Genomic DNA, 18,299 nt, shown 5'->3' on the forward strand with positions numbered 1-18,299 from the left:
AGGGCTGGGTCGGCGAATTCTGCCCCAGCTTCAGTCGGGAATGTCGCTGAAACGGCTGGTGTCGTTGGCTTCCGTGTCGCTGCGTAGCCGCCTGAGTTGTTGCTCCATCCGATCGATGCGGCCTCGCAGTTCATCCACTTCCCGTTGGCGTGCCAGGCCGAGATCCTGCAGGAGGTGATCGAGATTGCGCTCCACCTGGCGCTCGGTCTGCTTCTCCAGTTCCGGGTTCTCGCCCCGCAGGCTGGCCAGAACATCGTCCACTAGCGCTGTGGCCTGGGACGAGTCGAGGCGGCCGCTGCTCACCCAGGCCTGGGTCACACTGCGCAGCCGTTCGGCGACCAGTGATGTCGTGCCGAGGCCCCGCACCAGAAGCTGTTGAAGGGGATTGCTCGCGTCCATGGGCCCGCCCGTGGTTCCTGCTCCAAACCATGGCGCTTCCTAACGTCAGTCGCCATGGCAGGGAACCGGCCGTTGTGGACATGGAGCGGCGCGGCGGCGGCTGGGTTGCTGGCCGGTCTGGCCTTGCCACCCTGGGGCTGTCCACCGTTGCTGTGGCTGACCTTGGTCCCCTTGTGGGCTCTGGGGCCTGGGCCTGCGGCGCTCTGGGGTGGCGCGGCGGTGTTGGTCAGCCATCGCTGGTTGCTGTGGCTTCATCCCCTCGATTGGGTGGGCGTGCCGCTGCCACTAAGCCTGCCGCTCTGTTTGCTGCTCTGGGCCAGCCTTGGTGTGGTGGCGGCGGCTCTGGTGGGCGGCTGGCGGCTGCTGGTGCAGCTCATGGGGCCTGAGCGTTGGAGTTCGGCTTGCCTGGCCGCAGCGCTCTGGGGGCTGGCGGAAATCGTGCTGGCCAAGGGGCCGTTGTTCTGGATCGGCCTGGGTAGCGCCGCGTTGCCGGGTGATCGCGCCATGGCTGGCTTGGCCCAATGGATCGGGGCGGGTGGTTTGGCGGCCTTGCAGCTGTTGCTGGCTTGGTGGCTCTGGCGCGCTCTGGTGGCCTGGGCTGCGCAACGCAGTGGTGTCTGGCGTTCGGCCGGCGCCTGGTTGCTGGTAGTGGTGCTGCTGCATGCCTGGGGTTGGCGGCTGCTGCAGCTGCCTGGGCCGGTTGCCGGTGCTGCAAGCCGCCTGAATCTGCTGGTGCTGCAACCGGCGATTCCAACCCGGGAGAAATTCAGCTGGAGCCAGCAACAGGCTCTGTTGCGCCGTCTGGCCGGGGCTCAGCTGCAAGCGGAGCAGCAAGGGGCTGATCTGCTCGTGTTGCCTGAAGGGGCCCTGGCTGTGGGGCAGACCCTCCCCCACGCCGCGGATGTGGAGGTGCTGAGCGGCGGTTTCCGCGAGGTGGATGGTGCGTTGCGCAGCGCGGTGCTGCGCTTTGCGCCCGGGGAGCAGGCGCCAGTGCAGGCGATCGACAAACACCGGCTCGTGCCGCTCGGGGAGTGGATACCAGGCGGCAGCTGGTTGCGCTGGGCGGGCTTGTCAGCGGTGGGTGGCGTGAGCTTCGGCGAACCCTCGCGGTTGCTGGCGCGTCCCGCAGGCGCTGTGGGCGTGGCCATTTGCTACGAGATCGCTGATGGGGCTGCCCTGGCGGCGGCGGCGCGCGATGGGGCCGGCTGGCTGTTGGCCAGCGCCAACCTCGATCCCTATCCCTCTCAGCTGCAGGGTCAGTTCGCCGCCTTGGCGCAATTGCGGGCGATCGAAACGGGGCGCTGGCTGGTGAGCGCCGCCAACACCGGCCCCAGCCTGCTGGTGGATCCTTCAGGCGTGGTGCGTCAGCGGTTGAGCACCGGCAAGGCTTCAACCCTGCTGGTGCAGTTGCAGGTGCGGGTTGGTCGTACGGGCTACAGCCGCACGGGCGAGCTGCCGTTGCTGCTGCTCGCCGCAGGAGCAGGCGCAGCCCGGCTCCGGTCTCGGGTGCGACAATCTTGAGACTTTCTTGAGATTGCCTGTGCGTCCTTCGCGCTGGCGTGTGGCTGCTGCTCTGGCGTTTGGAGTGGCTGGGCTGCAAATGTCCCCGCTTTGGGCTGAGGGTTTGCCGCTGCAGGCGGAGGCGGAGCTGCTCGAGAGTCTGCGGGCCCTGGGGGTGAGCGTGCAGCAGGGCGGTGCGTGCGGAGCTCCTGGTCAGCTCGCCACATACAACATGGGCGCCAATCTGCTCTGCCTGGGCGATGCCCTGCAGACCAGAGCCAAGGAGCGCTCCAAGGTGCTCCATCACGAGCTGGTGCATGTGGTGCAGGACTGCCTCGATGGCCTCGAGACCCCCTCATCGTTGCCGCTCAGCGAAGGGCTGAGGCGAGCCGGTGATCTCACGGAGCGCCAGTTGAATGGCTTCTTCTTGCAGCACCTGCGCAACCAGGGCAATCTCCAGCACGTGGTGGCCACCACAGCTCCCCTTCCCCAGGACAGCCGTCAGCGGGAAATTGAGGCCTATGCCTTGCAGGCCGATCCCGCACTGGTGCAGCATCTGCTGCGTCAAAGCTGCCGCAGGCCTTGATGCCCCTCAATGCTGAGGATTCCCAGGAATCCGCTCTCAGTCGGCTACTGAGCAGCGCCCGTTCGCTCTGGCAACTGCGCGTTTTTCGTCGCTTCTGGGTGGCCAATCTGGTGTCGAACCTCGGCACCAGCGCCTTTGTGATGGCGCTGTCGTGGCTCACGGTGAAGACCTACGGCGCCAGTGGCATCGCGGCCTTGGCCCTGGGCTATGGCGTGCCGCAGTTTTTACTGGAAGTGGTGGGTGGGGCCGCTGCCGATCGCATCAGCCGGCGGCGGCTGTTTCAGCTCACCGAAACCGGTTTTTTGGTGGTGGCGCTGACGCTCTGGTTGGCGTCGATGGATGGCACTGTGCCCCTATGGCTTTTGGTCGCTGTGAATGCCTGCAATGGCGCCATTTCTGCGTTTGATTCACCTGCCCGAACGGCGCTGATCACCGAGATGGTGCCGCAGCACCAATGGATGGAAGCGCAGCAGCTCTACAGCGCATCGTCCAATGTCACCAACATTTTTGGTCCGGCCCTTGGCGGGGTGCTGCTCAGTATTGGCACCAGTAATCGCAGTCATGAAGAGGTGGCCTTCTGCTTCAATGTGCTCAGTTTTTTGCCCCTGTTAGCACTGATTCCCTTTCTGCCTTCGCTGCACTCCCCAACCCATGCTGCACGCAGCAAGGGGGAATCTTTTCTGCGCAGCGTTGCTGAGGGCCTGCAGTTTGTGCGCGGCCAGTGGAGTTTGAGGGCGCTGTTGCAGCTGTTGGCGGTGGTGATGCTGTTGGGGATGCCCTTCCAGACCCTGCTGCCGATCTTTGTGCATGGTCATCGTGCGATGGGCGGGGGTCAGAGCCACGGCTATTACGCCGCTTTGCTCTCAGCTGTGGCGCTGGGAGGGTTCGTGGGGGCGTTGTTGGGGATGGCCTCCGGTAGTGGGCGCCGTCCTGGTGGGCCGCTGTTGGCAGCGTCTGCCGGGCTGGGGCTATCGATCGTGCTGCTGGCCTCCAGTGACGTGATCCATTGGGCCTCGCTGGCGGCGTTCTTTGCAGGAGTCTGCGGAGTGTTGGCCGTGAATCTTGATACGGCCCTCGTGGAGGGGTTCACGCCGGTTGCCTTGCAGGGCCGGGTGTCGGCCATTGCCAGCTTGGGTAAGGGGTTGCAGTCATTCAGCGCGGCGGCGGCCAGTGGGCTGATGCATGGGGTCGCGTTGTTTGCGGGTAACCCTGGCTCGGGTTATTGGCCTGTGCAGGTGTCGATGGGAGTAGCGCTGATCCTGGCGGTGCTGCTGCTGCGTAGGCCGCTGCTGGCTCTTGATCAGCGATCCGCCTCTGCCGGCGTCTAGATCGAGCCCAGACGGTGCGCAAAAAAAAGCGCCCGAGAGGGCGCCGAATCGATGAACTGGCCTCCCCGGATCAGAAGATCTGGGCGCGGGGGTTGCTCACAGTGGCGAGCTGAGCCTGGTGCAGGCGCTGGGCCTTCAGGATCTGCGCGCGGATGAGGGCGAGGGTGTTCATGGCGGTTGCCTCAAGCTGGCAGCCCCGTTCCCTGCTGCCAAGGCGTGCGTCCCACAAGGGGATGAACGTGTTGAAAGTGTAGCAACGGCTACCGGTGTAAAAGTGTTCGTGGTGTACCGAGGTTTTGTTTCCTGGGTCACGTTTTGATGTCTTGGCCTTCCGGCGGTGAACTCGGCCCACGTTCCGTGCTGGTGCTTCGCGCGCTCACCCTCTTGCGCTGGCCTTTCGCCCTGGTGGCCTGCACAGGGATTTTGGCCTGGGTGATTGCCACCGACGACGAGATGATCTTGAAGGGGCCAGTGCGCGTGCAGCTCACGCTTGATCAGCCTCTGCCGGTGTCGGCGGCCGTGAGTGGTATCGAAGCTCCCATCCGTACCCAGGCGCTGCATGCCACGGTGCAACTCCATGACGGCGTGCGGCTGGCCGCGCCTGTGGCAGTCCAAGTCCCCCAGTTGAACAAGCCGTTGAAGGCTGAAGTGTTCGGTGCTGTGGCCGTAACGGGCGGCGTGACAGCTCAGGTGAGTGGGAGTGTGGACGCCAGCGTGGATGGCGAAGTGGACGCTGAGATCACCAAGCCGATCAAGCACGAACGCATTCGCCTGGGCCTTTGATGCCTGGCGTTGGCGAGATACAAAAAAACCCGGGGAATGCCCGGGTTAACTCGATGGAGCCAAGCGGATTCGAACCGCTGACCCCCTGCATGCCATGCAGGTGCTCTACCAGCTGAGCTATGGCCCCGTTTGGATCAAAAGGCTGATCGGGGCTGGACTCCCGAACTGGCCTTGCGGCCCGCCGTTTCGATGCAGAGAGCTTACAACGCAGGGGTGCTGGGCTGGTCAGCCGCTTAAACCTGGCGCCAGACGGCGACCAGTTTTCCTTGCACCATCACCTGTTCGGCGTCGAGCACGATGGGCTCATAGGCCGGGTTGGCGGCTTCCAGTCGCACTTGGCCGCCATCGCGGTGGAAGTGTTTGAGGGTGGTGCCGCTGCCAGGCACCAGAGCGCTCACGATCGTTCCCTCGCGCAGGCGGCTGGGCTCCTGCACCGGTTCCATCAGAACCACGTCTCCATCAGCGATGTGGGCATCCACCATGGAGTCGCCGTTCACGGTCAGGGCAAATAGGCCGCGGGTCTCCAATACGGGCGCCAGATCAATCCGCTCGCTCACGTCGTCAAACGTTTCCACCAGTCCGCCGGCGGCTACGGCACCCAGCACGGGGATGCCTGGGGTGAGTTCGCCCAGGAGCTGCAGGGTGCGGGCTTGGCCTTCCTGCCAGGTGATCCAACCCTTCTGCTGAAGATGGCGCAGGCGGCTCTGCACAGGAGCCGGGGAGCGCAGCCCCATCGCTTCCATCATCTGGCGGATGGAGGGGCTATGGCGGTGTTGCCCGATAAAGCTCGCCAGCCAGTCGTACAGCTCCTGCTGGGCAGGAGTAAGCGGTTCAGGCGATCCTGTGGGCACCGGAGGGGTGAGTGGCTGTCAATACATTTGTACCTCCCGGGTTGCGCCATGGCAAGCCTTGTGGCTCAGTGCAGGGTCGGCGCAACGGGCGGTGGTGGCAGTGGCGGTGGCACCGTGCTTGCAGCGGGGAGGTTCTGGGGCGCCAGCAGCTGTTTCAGGCCTGTGATCCGTTCGCTGGCGGGTTCAGGCCCAAGGCTCCAAAGGCTCTCCAAATAGAAGAATCCAGTGCCGAGACCCTGCCCGCGATTGGCTTCCACCTTCTCTCGGATCAGGGGGAGCGTGGTGGGGCGATTGCGCTGGCCGCTCAGCACGGCAATGGCTGTGGGGATGCGATCGCGGGCCTCCAGAACTTCCGGTTTGCTCAGCTGGGGGAGATAACTGGCTAGATCGGGTCTGTAGATCTGAATGAGTAGTTCATCAGCGATACCCGTCTGCACCCAGCGGCGCCAATCCTGCAGCTGCAGTTTGTAGGCGAAGTCGTAGTAGTTCGGGGAGATGGACACGAGGGCGCCGGGCCTCGCTGTGCGAATGGCCTGGCTCAGGCTTTGCATGAAGGCCGTGAGCCGATCAGCTCGCCACTTCACCCAGGCCGGGTCATCGGGGTTGGCCGGCGGTGCCTTGCCGGTGTCCTTGCGATAGAGCTCCACGGTGAAGGGGTCGTAGCCGAACTCCCGCGGCAGGCTCATGTGGTCATCGAACTGGACCCCCTCCGCTCCGTACTGGTTCACCACCTCCAGCACCAGATCGGTGATCAGTTGCTGCACATCGGGTCGGAAGGGATTGAGCCACACCACCTCGCCTGCGGCGCTGATCGACGTGAGGCCGCCATCGCGTTTCTGCGTGAGCCAGCTGCGGTGCTGCTTGGCCAGCTCGGAATCAGGCGGAGCCATCAAGCCGAATTCAAACCACGGCAGCACCACTAGCCCGCGGCTGCGTCCAGCATTGATCAGTTCACCGATCACGTCCTGCCCCTGCAGGCCGCGGTAGGTGAAGCTCTGAAAGCCGCGGCTCTCGGTCAGCTGGCTCGGGTAGTAGCCCATGCCGCCGTTCCACACCACCACGTACAGCCTGTTGAACTGCAGCTGGGCTAGTTGATCCACCGTGGCCTGCATGCGCTCGCGATCACGCAGAACGGGCATGTCGTTGGCGGTGAGCCAAACCCCCCGGAGTTCCTGCTGCTGCCCTTGCGATGGTTGGCTCCAGGCAAGGATCCAGGCGCTGAGTAGAGCTGCCGCCAGAACCCGCCGCCTGCTCCTTCGGGCTGGATGCGAGTGCGCCATGCCCTGACGCTCAGGTGCCTCCGAGCAGGGCAGCCAGCAGGGCCTGTTGGGCATGCAGGCGGTTTTCGGCCTGGTCAAAGATGCGACTGCTGCTGCCTTCCATGGCGCCGGCGCTGATCTCCAGGCCCCGATAGGCGGGGAGGCAGTGCAGCACAATCGCCCGCGGATCGGCTTCAGCCACCAGCTCTTCGTTCAGGCACCAGCCGCTGAAGGCGGCTTCGCGGGCGGCCTTTTCATCCTCCTGGCCCATGGAGGCCCAGACATCGGTGTAGAGGGCATGGGCACCGCGCACGGCGGCCACAGCCTCGTGCACCACGTCGATGCTGCAGCGGGTGCCTGCCAGTTGGCGGGATTGCTCGAGCACCCCGGCATCCGGCTCATAGCCCTTGGGGCAGCCCACCCGTACGTTCACCCCCAGCAAGGCGCCGCAGAGCATCAGCGAGTGGGCCACGTTGTTGCCATCACCCACGTAGGCGAGGGTGAGCCCATCCAGTTCGCCAAAGGCTTCCTGCAGGGTGAGGTAGTCGGCCAGAGCCTGGCAGGGGTGCTCCAGATCGGTGAGGGCGTTGATCACCGGAATGGAGGCCCAATGGGCGTAGTCGGCCAGTTCCTCCTGGGCGAAGGTGCGGATCGCCAGGGCATCCACATAACGGCTGAGCACGCGGGCGGTGTCGGCCACCGGTTCACCGCGGCCCACCTGGCTCACCTGGGGATTGAGGTCGATGGTCTGACCGCCCAGCCGGGCCATCGCCACCGTGAAGCTCACCCTGGTGCGGGTGGAGGCCTTGCTGAAGATCAGGCCGAGGCTGCGGCCGCCGAGATCGATGCGGGTGCGGCCTGCCTTGAGATCGCTCGCCAGCTGGAGCAGAGCGGCGGTCTGCTCGGCTGTGGTGTCGGTGGAGGAGAGAAAGTCGCGCCCTTTCAGCTCCGCCAAGGCTGGGTAGCCGCTGCTGGCAGCCATCGGCCTTTCTTCAAAGAACCCTTATCCGAGATCACGGGCCCCTTCGTCAAGGGTCTGGCCCTGTGGCGGCACACCAAAAAGCGCCCAGAACGGGATATCCGTGGATATCCGGCTCTGGACGCTGATGGCGTGATGCTGCCCGACCAGCTGTGAGTCAGGGCCGATCAGGCAATCGCCACGGCCTCTTCGGGCATCACGCTGCTGGCGAGGAGGTTCTTGAGGTCGTCGCCTTCGATCACTTCCTTCTCCAGGATCTGCTGGGAGATGCTCTCCAGCAGATCGCGGTTGTGGTGAAGGATCGAGAGGGCTCGGTCGTGGGCGCGATCCACCAAGGTGCGCACCTCCTTATCGATCGCCTGGGCGGTGGCATCGCTCACCACCCGGCGGGGGTTGTTGCCACCACCAAGGAAGCGGCTGCCGCCTTGCTTGTCGTAGGCAAGGGGGCCGAGCACATCGCTCATGCCGTAGGTGCCCACCATCTGCTCGGCGATGTCGGTGGCCCGCTGCAGGTCGTTGGCGGCGCCGGTGGTGACGGCACCAAACACGATCTCTTCAGCGCTGCGGCCCCCTAGCAAGGTGGCGATCTGGCCTTCGAGGTCTTCCTTGGAATTGAGGAAGCGCTCTTCGGTGGGCAGCTGCAGGGTGTAACCCAGGGCTGCCATCCCGCGGGGCACGATCGAGATCTTCGCCACCTTGCTGCCACCCGGCATCAGGTGACCAACGATGGCGTGGCCCACTTCGTGATAAGCCACCACCTTCTTTTCATCGGGCTGGAGCACACGGCTCTTTTTCTCGAGGCCGGCCACCACGCGCTCGATCGCTTCGTTGAGGTCGCCCTGCTCCACGGAGGTGCGCTTGCTCCGGGCTGCCAATAGGGCACCCTCGTTCACGAGGTTGGCCAGGTCGGCACCGGCGAAGCCGCTGGTGGCCTGAGCGATCTTGTCGAGATCCACGCCTGGGGCCAGCTTCACCTTGCGTGCATAGATATCAAGGATTGTTTTGCGGCCGGAGAGGTCGGGGCGATCCACCAGCACCTGGCGATCGAAACGACCGGGACGCAGCAAGGCGGCATCCAGGGTTTCGGGCTGGTTGGTGGCGGCGAGCACGATCACCGGTTTGTCTTTGGCGGCAAAGCCGTCCATCTCGGTGAGCAGCTGGTTGAGGGTCTGCTCGCGCTCGTCGTTACCGCCAACAACCCCCATGGAGCCAGCGCGGCTCTTTCCAATGGCGTCGAGTTCGTCGATGAAGATGATGCAAGGCGCCTTCTTCTTGGCTTCCTCGAACAGATCACGCACGCGGGCTGCACCAGCGCCCACAAACAGCTCAACGAATTCTGAGCCGCTGATGATGAAGAAGGGCACGCCCGCTTCCCCAGCCACGGCTTTGGAGAGCAGGGTCTTGCCGGTGCCTGGAGGGCCTACCAGCAGCACACCCTTGGGAATGCGGGCGCCGATAGCGGTGTAGCGCTCCGGGGTCTTGAGGAAGTCAACGATCTCGGTGAGTTCCTGCTTGGCCTCATCCACGCCGGCCACATCGGCGAAGGTGACGCGCGATTCCTCATCGGGCACATACACCTTGGCTTTGCTCTTGGTGAAGCTCAGCGCCCCCTGGGCGCCGCCCATGGAGCGGCGGGCGAAGAACTGCAGCACCAGGATGAAGATCAGCGGCGGCACGATCCAGCTGAGCGCCGTGGTGATGAAGCTGGGCTTCTGAGGTGGTGCCGCGGCGAATTCCACGCCGTGCTCCTCGAGCCGCTTCGGCAGATCCATGTCGAAGATCGGCGTGGTGGCCAGCACGCTCGGGGCGCCTTCCGCCGGCGCCTCCTTCAGTTCGTAGCGGATCTGCTCCTGAGTGATGTAGGCGCGGCGCACATTGCCGTCGTCCACCTGGCTCACAAACAGCGAGTAGGGAACGCGTGGCACCTGCTGCATGCCTTGATTCGGCAGGAAGCTGCTCACTAGCAGCAGCACCCCAACGCCGATCAGCACCAGGTTCACGATGCCGAAGCGACGATTCGGAGGTGTGTCGTCCTTACGGATAGGCATGCACAGGCAGCCGGAATGGCTTCCAAACTAGGGGTCGCCCACGGGCCCGGTGGTGGGTGAGAACCGAACGGGAGCCGCTCTGGCCGTGTGTGGTCGTTATTCCCTCACTGCTCGCCTCGATCAACTGCTGCCGCGTCTCCAGGGAGCGTTGCCGCTGGGCTTGGAGCGGTACTACGCCCCACGCGGTCTGATCGCACCGGGCGAACCGGTGCTGGCGCTGCGCCAGGAGCACGGAGCGCTGCAGCCTGCTCTGATGCTCTGGGGGCTCCTGCCGGAATGGAGCAAAGACCCGTTGGTGGGTCCGCGGCCGTTCAATGCCCGCGCCGAAACCGTGGCGGAAAAGGCCAGCTTTCGCGGTGCTTGGCGCCATCGGCGTTGCCTGCTGCCCGCCGATGCCTTCTACGAGAAGGGCCACCGCATTCAGCGCCGTGATGGCGCTCTGTTCTGGTTGGCCGGCATCTGGGATCGCTGGATCGGTCCGGATGGCAGCGAGGTGGAGAGCTGTTGCGTGCTCACCACCGCGCCCAATGCCCTGGTGGCTCCACTGCACAACCGGATGCCCGTGATCGTGCCGGATGGTCTCGAGCAGGCCTGGCTGGAAACGAAGGATGGCCCTGGGCTGCGGGCCCTTGAGCCGCTGCTGCAGGGCTGGGATCCGGGGTGGTGGACTGCAGAACCGCCGGCGCTCCGTGCCAAGCGATCACAGCTCAGCTCAGAGCAGTTGCCGTTGTTTCCAGGATCTCCACAATGACGCCATCTGGGTCAGCGGTGATCGTGCAATCAGCGCACACGCGTCGCCGTCAAAACGGTTATGTGAGCCTGCTGATCACCTGCCTAGGGGTGTTGATCTGCTTGATGCTGCCCCATGGCTTGCGGCAGCTCGCAACCATCGGCTATTTGGCACTGCCGCTGGTGTTGATCAGTTCCCTGGGGATGCCGATCGATGAGGGGCGCTGGCCGACGCTCCGCAGGCATGGGTTCCGGTTGCTTGGCTTCGTTACCTGGGTGGCGTCCTTGGTTTGGTACCTCACGCCGCTCTCGCAAACGGGCACCGGAGTGCCGCTCTTGGTGCTCTGGAGCGTGTTGGTGCTGTGGAGCTGTGAACGCCTCATCCGCAATCTGGCGAAGGAACGCCAGATCAATCGGGAGGTGTTGCTCGGCGCCCTGGCCGGTTACCTGCTGCTCGGGCTGGGGGCTGGGCTGTTGTTTAGTGCCCTGGAAACTGTGGTGCCTGGCAGCTTCATCAGCACCCGCACCAGCCCAGGGCCTGTCCTGCGCCCCTATGGAACCGGGCTCAACCCTGCCAATCCGGTTTGGGCGTTGGATTTCGTCGAGCTCAACTACTTCGCGTTCGTCACCCTCACAACCACGGGCTACGGCGACATCCACCCCGTCACGGCGCAGTCACAAATGCTCTGCGTGATGGTGGCGATCGCCGGCACGATTTATCTGGCAATGGTGATGGGTTTGCTGATCAGCCGCTACACAGCGCGCGGTGTGGAGGACGACTTGGAGCTTTAGCACCCCAGCTCCCAGAGCCAGTCGGCCCCAAGTTGCTGCAGCTTCAGTGCTTGCCAGGGCTTTGCCTGGTTCACATCCACCATGTTCAGATCGCCCAGAGGGGTGCGGGCCGGCTCGCCGCCCAGCAGCTTGGGGGCGAGCACTGCCGCCAGCTGCTGCACGCAGCCCTGCCGCAGTGCTGCCGCCGCCAGGGCAGGGCCGCATTCCCACAGCACCTGATTGCAGCCGCGCTGCGCCAGGCGCTCCATCAGCTCCAGCGGTTCACAGCGCTCCAGCACCAGACGCTCCACTCCGGCGGCATCCAGTTGGAAGCGGCGGCTCGCGGGGGCGTCGTAGCCATGCACCACCAGGGTTGGCGCGGTGTGCTGGTTCCAGAGCTGGGATTCGGCTGGCAGATCCAGCGAGCGGCTGATCACCACCCGCAGTGGTTCGGGAGTGCGCTGGCCGCGGCTGGTGAGTAGCGGATTGTCGGCGCGCACTGTGCCTCCGCCCACGATCACCGCATCAGAGCGGCTCCGCAGTTGATGCACCCAGGCCCGCGCTGCTGGGCCCGAGATCCACTGGCTGGAGCCGTTGGGCAGGGCGGTGCGGCCATCGAGGCTCATCGCCCACTTCAGCAGGCCCAGCGGGCGGCCGTGCTCCACCCGGTGGATGAAGGCGCGGTTGAGCTGGCGGGCTTCGGCCTCGCACACCCCCTCAATGACCGCGATGCCAGCGCTCTGCAGCTGGGCGATGCCACCTCCGGCCACCCGCGGGTCGGGATCGCGCATCGCCACCACCACGCGCGCCACTCCCGCGGCGAGCAAGGCCTCACTGCAGGGAGGGGTTCGGCCGTGATGGCAGCAGGGCTCGAGCGTCACCACTGCGGTGCCGCCATGGGCACGCTCCCCAGCCTGGCGGAGCGCATGCACCTCGGCATGGGGCGTGCCGGCTCGCTGATGAAAGCCTTCGCCCACCAGTTGGCCGTTGGCATCCAGCACCACACAACCCACCAGGGGATTGGGACTGGTGCGGCCGTTGCCCAGCGCGGCCAGCTGCAGCGCCCGCTGCATCCAAGGGCGCCAGGGGGCGCTCATCCCTCGCGCCAGCTGGGCAGGCTGCGCCATTCACCCACCACAAAGGGCGGCACCGGCAGCTCCACAAACACCCCGGGCAGCTCGAGCCGCAGCGGCCGGTTCTGGTGCAGATCGGCCAGCAGCGGGCTGAGGTTGAACTCGGCGGCGGCATCACGGCCGTCGGTGGCCAGTTTGGGGTTGGCGGTGGTGATGTCGTCGAGCGTCCAGGTGCCTCGGCCGGAGTGCACGATCAAGGAGGTGGGGTGATCGAGGCGCACCTTGCCGGGGTAGCCCACGATCCGCAGGGTCACTGGCCCGCCTGGCGGACCGGTGCGGTAGGCCACGGCCTGCCAGCTCTGGTAATCGAGATCGCGCAGGCTCTCAAGGCTGCGCACCACCTCCTGGCCGTTTTCATCCGGATGGGCATGCACCTGGGCCCAGGCCGGCTGCAGCGGAGTGAACAGCAGCAGAGCTCCGGCCAACCAGGCCAGCAGCCCCCGAACGAGTGAACCTGATGCCATAGAGCTGCAGATCTGGCGTTCAGCGTATGGAACGGAGCGGGTCAGCTTCGCTCCGCCCCCGGAATCTGCTGCCAGTTGGTGTGGGTGGCCCACACCCCCCAGATCGCCATCGCCCGCAGGTAGTGGCAGGCGCGGAAGGTGTTCACGGCGGTGATCGCCTCGGGGGTGCGGAACTGCAGACCGCCGCCATACACCTGATCCACCACCGCCGAGGTGATTGCCAGGGCGGTGGTGGTGTCGCCCATCAGGCGGTAGTAGCTGGCGATGCCGAAGTTGATGCCGGTCCACACCTCGAGTGGGTGGGTGCCGTTGGGATCGAGGGGGGTGCCGTCGCGCCGCAGGCCATTCGCCACGCCGAGCTTGCCGCCTTCGAACTTCTCGAAGCACGCTTCGCGCACAGCCTTGAGGGTGCTGCGGCTGTTGGCCTCGCTCACCACCGGAGGCAGTCCGAGTAGGCGAGCATAGAAATCACCGCAGAGCTGATCGGCCATCACCACCGGGGTGCCGCTCTCGGCATCGATGTCGTAGTACTCGCCGTTCCAGAGCAACTGGTCGAAGTTGCCGCGCGATTGCTCCAGCCAGCTGCTGAAGGTGCGCTGTTCGCTGGAGGTGTCCAGTCCGGTGCTGAGCTGCAACTGCTGGGCGATGGCCAGTGCCGCCTCCAGTGCGGCGATCCACAGGGCTCCGCAGTAGGCGCTCACGCCTTTCAGCGGCCAGTCGTCGAAGGTTTGGTCGGGTGCGCCGCCGTTGTCGGGCAGGCCGTCGTTGTTGGCGTCAAAGGTTTTCAGGTAGTGGAGTGCCTCCACGGCCGCCGGCCAGCATTCCGCCAGGAAGTTGATGTCTTCACCGTTGGGCGCCAGCTTGAAGGTGCGCCACACCTGCAGCACGTAGTCGCTGGCCAGGTCTTTCCAGAGGTTGCAGTCCTGGTAAGCGGTGTAGTTGGTGGCATCCCAGGGCCGCTCGTTCGGTGCACCGAGGTCGTGGGGCGTGGCGCCCTTCACCTTGCGGGCTGCTTCCACCCGCCCTTTGCCTTGGGTGAAATACCAACCAATCGGCCGTGGGTTGGCATCGGATGCGGGGATGGCGCGCGCGAAGCTGCGCAGTACTGCTTTGTCGAGCTCGGGCCAGAGCTGCAGCAGCGCCAGCGAGCCGTAGAGGCGCACATCGAGGCTTTCGTACCAGGCGTAGTCGAGGCACTCGAGCACGCCGAAGCGGCCGTAGGGATCCTCTCTTGATGCCGCGCTCCAGAGGCTGCCGCCACTGCAGAGGTCGTAGAGCTCGTTGAACAGGGCCATCCTCAGCGGTTCGGGTAGATCGCTGCGCTCGAGCACCGGCTGCTGCCAGGCCTCGATCTGATCACGCCAGCTGCGCCAGTCGCGCAGGCCCTCGGCGGCGATGGCGGCGGCCTTGTTGGCGCTGGCGCCGAAGAAATCGGTGTAGCGGCGCAGGGCGCTGGTGCCTGTGGCGAAGGCCGTCACGGGCAGATCCCAGCTGATCACCACCGGGATCTCGATGCTCTGGCCCGGCTCCAGTCGGCACTGCACCGCCAGGGCTGCACTGGCGGGATCGGCGGCACCGCTTCGGCGGTCGTTGTTGCTGTCGGGGATGGAGCCATCGCGGCTGAAGCTGCCCCAGAGCTCGCTGCCATCGCCGTGGGGATTCCAGCGGCTGCAGCGCTGAATGCGTACCCCGGGCTGCTGCGTGGTGGCAATGCACCACTGGCCTTCACCTTCGGCAACCGGTTGGGAGACGTCTCCTTCCAGCAGCACGCCTTTAAGGGAGCCATCGTCGATCCAGCGGTTGCGATGCCCTTCGCTCTTGCCGATCGCCGGGGCGTAGTTGTGCTCCGGGCTTCCGTCATCGCGGAAGTGCACCTCGGCGGAGGCATCGGTGTTGGTGAACCAGCCGGTGGTGTTGCGCCAGCTGAGCAGCAGCGAGAGATCGAGAGGTTTGCGGGTGGGGTTGCGCAGGGTCCACACAAACATCGCCAGCGGGTAGCTGGTCTGCTGGTAGTTGCCCGGCAAGATCGGGCTGAAGGCCTGGCAGCTCACCTCCGCGTCGTAAACGCCCTGGTAATGGCTCCAGCTGAGGGGATAGCGGGCCGCATAGGTGCCCGTGGTGCGATCGGGGCTGCTGGCGGGATACCAGTTCCAGCTCGGCAGGGGTTCAGCAGCCTCAGGACGTGAGGCATCGCACTCCGGCTTCACCGCCAGGGCATGGGCGCGGCTCTGCTTGCCGTTGCTCTCAAACAGCGCGAATTGGCAGTCGGGCAACACCCCGAACCAGTGCTCGCCGCCATCGAGATGCCAGAGGTTGAAGTTGCCATCCGGCGCTCGCCCGATGCAGCCGGCGCCGAAGCCCCCCAGGGGCATGCCGTGGTTGGGGCCGTCGTCGAGATTGCTGGCGTAGCGAACCGTGTAGGGCTTCTGCCAACCGAGCCCGAGGGGGTGGCTCCAGCTGGCCAGTGGTGGCTGCCAGTTGGATGTGGTGGCGCGGCTCAGCCCCTTGCGACGCAGCAGAGATTTCAGGGCAGACAGGCCGAGGCGCGCCATGGGGCAGCAGAAGGTGCCGCCAGCTTGTCAGAGCTTGCTGGTGGGCGCCTGTTCCCCCACTTCCTGATCCACCAGTGCATCGAGGGTGACGGCCGAGCGCACCAGCGCCTGATAGCGCTGCACCACCCGCCGGTTGCGCTCGAGCCAGCTGGCGGGGTTGCCCTGGGCGGCCGCCAGGCTGCCGGTGTGATCGCCATCCAGCAGATCGAGTTCGCTCTGTTGGCTGATCAGGGCCACCACCAGTTCGTGGATGCGTTGGCGGCGATCGGCGTGAGACATCGACTTCAAGGGGAGGGTTGTGCGCTCGCGCCCACCCACAGACGCACAAAGTGATAGCCCAGCGACAGCACCACCGGCCCGAGGAACAGGCCTGCCAGCCCGGCCTTGAGCGTGCCGCCCAACACGCCCACCAGGATCACCAGCATCGGCACCGGCAGCCCACGGGCCATCAGCAGCGGTTTGAGCAGGTGCTCCAGCAGGGTGGCGGCCAGCAGCCAGAGGGTGAGCAGTAAGGCCATCAGGGGCGGCAGATGGCTCCAGGCCATCACCAGCGCCACCACCACCACCGGCAGCGGCCCGATCTGCATCAGGCAAAGGATCAGAGCCAGCAGGGTGAGCAGCCCCGACCAGGGCACATCGGCGGCGATCAGCCCTAGGCCGATCAACAGGGATTGCAGGAAGGCCACGCCCACCACCCCCCGCGACACGTTGCGCACGGTGGTGGCGGTGATCAGCTGCACCGTTTCGGCATGCTCCGGCGACAACCGATGCAGCAGGCGCCGCAGCCGCAGCAGCAAAGCATCGGAGTACACCAACATCACAGCCGCCAACAACAGGCTCACGAGCAGCCTGAGGAACCCCAGTCCCTTGGCCAGGGTGGTCTCGAGCAGCCGTGTCATCAAGGCGGTGAGCGTGTCGGAGTGGCTGCGCAGCAGGCCATGCAGATCGCTGATCAAGCCGTGCCAGAGCGGCTTGATCGCTGGGCCCAGCACAGGGATGCCCAGCAGAAGCGGCGGCGGTTGGGGCAAGACCTGTTTGCCATGGCGCACCAGCTCCACCAGCTCACTCACGTTGCTCAGCAGTGCCGCCGCCAGGGCGCCCACCGGGCCGAGCAGCACGAGCAGCCCCACCAGCATGATCAGCCCTGCCGACCACCAGCGCCCTAACCGCAGGTGTTGCTGCAGCCACAACTGCAGCGGTTTGAGAATCACCGCCAGCAGTCCGGCCCAGAGCATGATCTCGGCGAAGGGCTGCAGGATCAGGGCGCAGGCCAGGCCCAGCCCAACCAGCAGCAGCAGCCGGATCAGGGCATCGAGATTGAACACCATCTCAGTTGGCGGCTGGTGGAGCGGCCTCGAAGCGATCCAGCAGCACCTGCACCGGGATCTGTGTGCGGAAGCGGCAGGCGCTGGTTTCGCTGCAATCGAGGGTGCCGTGTTCCCAGAACTTGTTGCTGCCCATGCCACCGCCGCAGAGGCCGTAGTAATCGCAAGTGCTCTGGCAGCGCGCCATGCCGGAGCTCACATCGCTCCACAGTTGTTGAAAGCGGGGGCTGCGTGCCGCCTCCAGCAGGCTGGTGGTGCGGATGTTGCCCAGGTTGAAGCTGCCGTAGCGCTCGCTGCTCACCGACAGCAGCTCGGGATCGAAGGTGGAAAAGTTGCCCTGCCAATCCACGCTGAAGATGGAATAGGGCCGGTTGAGTTCGTTCTGGTTGAGGCGCCGGTTGCGCTGGATCAGATCGATCACCTGCTGGAACTCCCGCAGCACCAGCGGGTGGCCATCGGCCTCGCTCAGCTGCCAGAAGCGCGTGAGGAATTGGCGGTAGCGCTCTTCCTGCTCACGCCCCTGCATCGAGGAGCTGGTGTGCACCCCCTCCTGCTCCTCCACGTTGAAGCCCACTGAGCTGATGCCGTTGTCGCGGAAGAAGCGATACATCGCCTCGGGCTGCTCCATCGCGGCGGCCGTGACCACGGCAATCACGTGGCAGGGGATGCCGTGGCGTTTGAGCGCTTCGATCCCCCGCATCGTGAGGTGATGAGAGGCGTTGCCGTTGCGAAAGCGGCGATGGGCGTCGTGGATGGCGGCCGGTCCATCCACGCTCACGCCCACCACGATGCCGTTGCGCTGGAAGCAGTCGCACCAGGCGTCGTTGATCAGCGTGCCGTTGGTTTGCACGTGCTGCTCGATCACCACGGCACCGCCGGTGAACTCCTGCACGCAGCGCTCGATGATCGCCGTGGCCTCGTCGTAGTAGCTGCAGGGGAGCGTGAGCGGCTCACCGGCGTGCCACACCAGCGAAAGCTGGGGACCGCAGAACGGGCTCTCGAGGATCCGCTGCAACAGCAGGGGAAGGAGCTCGAGATCGAACACCCGCCGCTTCTGGCGATCCGGCAGGTAGCAGTAGTCGCAGTCGAGATTGCAGAGCGAGGTGGATTGCACCACCACCAGGCCAATGGGGCCGAACCGGCTCAGCTCGAGATCGGCAAGAGCGGCGCCGGCCTGGGAAATCTCGCCGCTGATCACCAGTTGATGAAGCTGCCGGGCAGCACGTTGCCCCAGCCACCATTACCCCAGCCGCCGTTGGGCCAGCCCAGGTTCACGTCAACGCCACCGCCGTAGTAACGGCCGCCGTTGCCCCAGCCGCCACCGTTGCGCCAACCGCCGCCATTGCCCCAGGCGCGGCCACCACCATTGCCCCAGTAGCGGGCCAGAAGCTCACCGTTGCCAGCGCTCAGCTGGGGTTGCCAGGCGCCATCGCGCAGGGCCTGGATGCGGCTTTCGAGCGGATTGCTCAGATCAGGCGCCTGATACACAGCTGCCTGAGCTGTTTCGGTGAACACGGCGGCAGCAGCGGTGAGGGTGAGCAGCTGCAGAAGGGAACGGGGTGCCATGGCAGTGGTGGGTGCAGTGAATTTCA

18 protein-coding genes and 1 tRNA gene are annotated in these 18,299 nt (G+C 65.5%); 6 read left to right on the plus strand and 13 right to left on the minus strand.

Annotated elements, in window-relative coordinates:
- Nucleotides 1-30 precede the first annotated feature (30 nt).
- Nucleotides 31-399 carry a hypothetical protein gene (locus H9532_RS13630; RefSeq protein ID WP_296369450.1) on the minus strand — a complete coding sequence of 123 codons (369 nt, stop codon included), beginning with the start codon at nucleotides 397-399 and terminating at the stop codon, nucleotides 31-33.
- 54 nt (nucleotides 400-453) lie between these two features.
- Here H9532_RS13630 and lnt point away from each other — a divergent pair, with 54 nt between their 5' ends.
- The 4 genes from lnt to H9532_RS13650 all read left to right on the plus strand — a co-directional run bounded on the left by lnt (nucleotide 454) and on the right by H9532_RS13650 (nucleotide 4,596).
- Nucleotides 454-1,920 carry an apolipoprotein N-acyltransferase gene (gene lnt / locus H9532_RS13635; RefSeq protein ID WP_296369452.1) on the plus strand — a complete coding sequence of 489 codons (1,467 nt, stop codon included), beginning with the start codon at nucleotides 454-456 and terminating at the stop codon, nucleotides 1,918-1,920.
- Between the two features lie 79 nt (nucleotides 1,921-1,999).
- Nucleotides 2,000-2,485 carry a hypothetical protein gene (locus tag H9532_RS13640; RefSeq protein WP_296369454.1) on the plus strand — a complete coding sequence of 162 codons (486 nt, stop codon included), beginning with the start codon at nucleotides 2,000-2,002 and terminating at the stop codon, nucleotides 2,483-2,485.
- A complete protein-coding gene (locus H9532_RS13645; protein ID WP_296369456.1) occupies nucleotides 2,485-3,813 on the plus strand; it encodes an MFS transporter in 1,329 nt (442 codons plus the stop codon). Before H9532_RS13640 ends, H9532_RS13645 begins: the two co-directional genes overlap by 1 nt.
- Nucleotides 3,814-4,131: 318 nt before the next feature.
- Nucleotides 4,132-4,596, plus strand: a complete 465-nt coding sequence (locus tag H9532_RS13650; RefSeq protein WP_296369458.1) for a hypothetical protein — start codon at nucleotides 4,132-4,134, stop codon at nucleotides 4,594-4,596.
- A gap of 54 nt (nucleotides 4,597-4,650) precedes the next feature.
- Here H9532_RS13650 and H9532_RS13655 read toward each other — a convergent pair.
- From H9532_RS13655 to ftsH, 5 genes are all read right to left on the minus strand, one after another.
- Nucleotides 4,651-4,723: transfer RNA gene (locus tag H9532_RS13655), tRNA-Ala, on the minus strand.
- A 106-nt stretch (nucleotides 4,724-4,829) separates the two neighbouring features.
- Nucleotides 4,830-5,447, minus strand: a complete 618-nt coding sequence (gene lexA / locus H9532_RS13660; RefSeq protein WP_296369461.1) for a transcriptional repressor LexA — start codon at nucleotides 5,445-5,447, stop codon at nucleotides 4,830-4,832.
- A 65-nt stretch (nucleotides 5,448-5,512) separates the two neighbouring features.
- On the minus strand, nucleotides 5,513-6,727 hold the full coding sequence (locus H9532_RS13665; RefSeq protein ID WP_296369462.1) for a family 10 glycosylhydrolase: 1,215 nt from the start codon (nucleotides 6,725-6,727) through the stop codon (nucleotides 5,513-5,515).
- Nucleotides 6,728-6,737: 10 nt separating this feature from the next.
- The gene (gene argF, locus H9532_RS13670) at nucleotides 6,738-7,688 is read right to left on the minus strand and encodes an ornithine carbamoyltransferase (protein WP_296369464.1); all 951 of its coding nucleotides are present in this window, start codon (nucleotides 7,686-7,688) and stop codon (nucleotides 6,738-6,740) included.
- Between the two features lie 164 nt (nucleotides 7,689-7,852).
- On the minus strand, nucleotides 7,853-9,733 hold the full coding sequence (ftsH, locus tag H9532_RS13675; RefSeq protein WP_296369466.1) for an ATP-dependent zinc metalloprotease FtsH: 1,881 nt from the start codon (nucleotides 9,731-9,733) through the stop codon (nucleotides 7,853-7,855).
- Nucleotides 9,734-9,818: 85 nt separating this feature from the next.
- Between ftsH and H9532_RS13680 the strand changes: the two genes are divergently transcribed.
- The gene (locus H9532_RS13680; RefSeq protein WP_296369582.1) at nucleotides 9,819-10,484 is read left to right on the plus strand and encodes an SOS response-associated peptidase; all 666 of its coding nucleotides are present in this window, start codon (nucleotides 9,819-9,821) and stop codon (nucleotides 10,482-10,484) included.
- Between the two features lie 23 nt (nucleotides 10,485-10,507).
- Nucleotides 10,508-11,254, plus strand: coding sequence for a potassium channel family protein (locus H9532_RS13685; protein ID WP_296369468.1), 747 nt, complete (start codon nucleotides 10,508-10,510; stop codon nucleotides 11,252-11,254).
- Here H9532_RS13685 and ribD read toward each other — a convergent pair.
- The 7 genes from ribD to grrA are packed head-to-tail and all read right to left on the minus strand — an operon-like array spanning nucleotide 11,251 to nucleotide 18,273.
- A complete protein-coding gene (gene ribD, locus H9532_RS13690) occupies nucleotides 11,251-12,330 on the minus strand; it encodes a bifunctional diaminohydroxyphosphoribosylaminopyrimidine deaminase/5-amino-6-(5-phosphoribosylamino)uracil reductase RibD (protein WP_296369470.1) in 1,080 nt (359 codons plus the stop codon). The two genes, H9532_RS13685 and ribD, sit on opposite strands and share 4 nt — an antisense overlap.
- Nucleotides 12,327-12,830 carry a DUF3122 domain-containing protein gene (locus tag H9532_RS13695; RefSeq protein WP_296369471.1) on the minus strand — a complete coding sequence of 168 codons (504 nt, stop codon included), beginning with the start codon at nucleotides 12,828-12,830 and terminating at the stop codon, nucleotides 12,327-12,329. The genes ribD and H9532_RS13695 overlap by 4 nt, the downstream gene beginning before the upstream one ends.
- Nucleotides 12,831-12,871: 41 nt before the next feature.
- A complete protein-coding gene (locus tag H9532_RS13700) occupies nucleotides 12,872-15,382 on the minus strand; it encodes a GH116 family glycosyl hydrolase (RefSeq protein ID WP_296369473.1) in 2,511 nt (836 codons plus the stop codon).
- A gap of 27 nt (nucleotides 15,383-15,409) precedes the next feature.
- On the minus strand, nucleotides 15,410-15,661 hold the full coding sequence (locus tag H9532_RS13705; RefSeq protein WP_296369475.1) for a hypothetical protein: 252 nt from the start codon (nucleotides 15,659-15,661) through the stop codon (nucleotides 15,410-15,412).
- Nucleotides 15,662-15,666: 5 nt separating this feature from the next.
- Nucleotides 15,667-16,710 carry an AI-2E family transporter gene (locus H9532_RS13710; protein ID WP_296369477.1) on the minus strand — a complete coding sequence of 348 codons (1,044 nt, stop codon included), beginning with the start codon at nucleotides 16,708-16,710 and terminating at the stop codon, nucleotides 15,667-15,669.
- Between the two features lies 1 nt (nucleotide 16,711).
- Nucleotides 16,712-17,905, minus strand: coding sequence for a cyclophane-forming radical SAM/SPASM peptide maturase GrrM/OscB (gene grrM / locus H9532_RS13715; protein ID WP_296369480.1), 1,194 nt, complete (start codon nucleotides 17,903-17,905; stop codon nucleotides 16,712-16,714).
- Nucleotides 17,902-18,273, minus strand: coding sequence for a GrrA/OscA1 family cyclophane-containing rSAM-modified RiPP (grrA, locus tag H9532_RS13720; protein ID WP_296369482.1), 372 nt, complete (start codon nucleotides 18,271-18,273; stop codon nucleotides 17,902-17,904). Before grrA ends, grrM begins: the two co-directional genes overlap by 4 nt.
- Nucleotides 18,274-18,299: the final 26 nt, after the last annotated feature.

It is taken from the genome of Vulcanococcus sp. Clear-D1, from assembly GCF_014654725.1.
In the GTDB taxonomy this organism is placed as follows: domain Bacteria; phylum Cyanobacteriota; class Cyanobacteriia; order PCC-6307; family Cyanobiaceae; genus Vulcanococcus.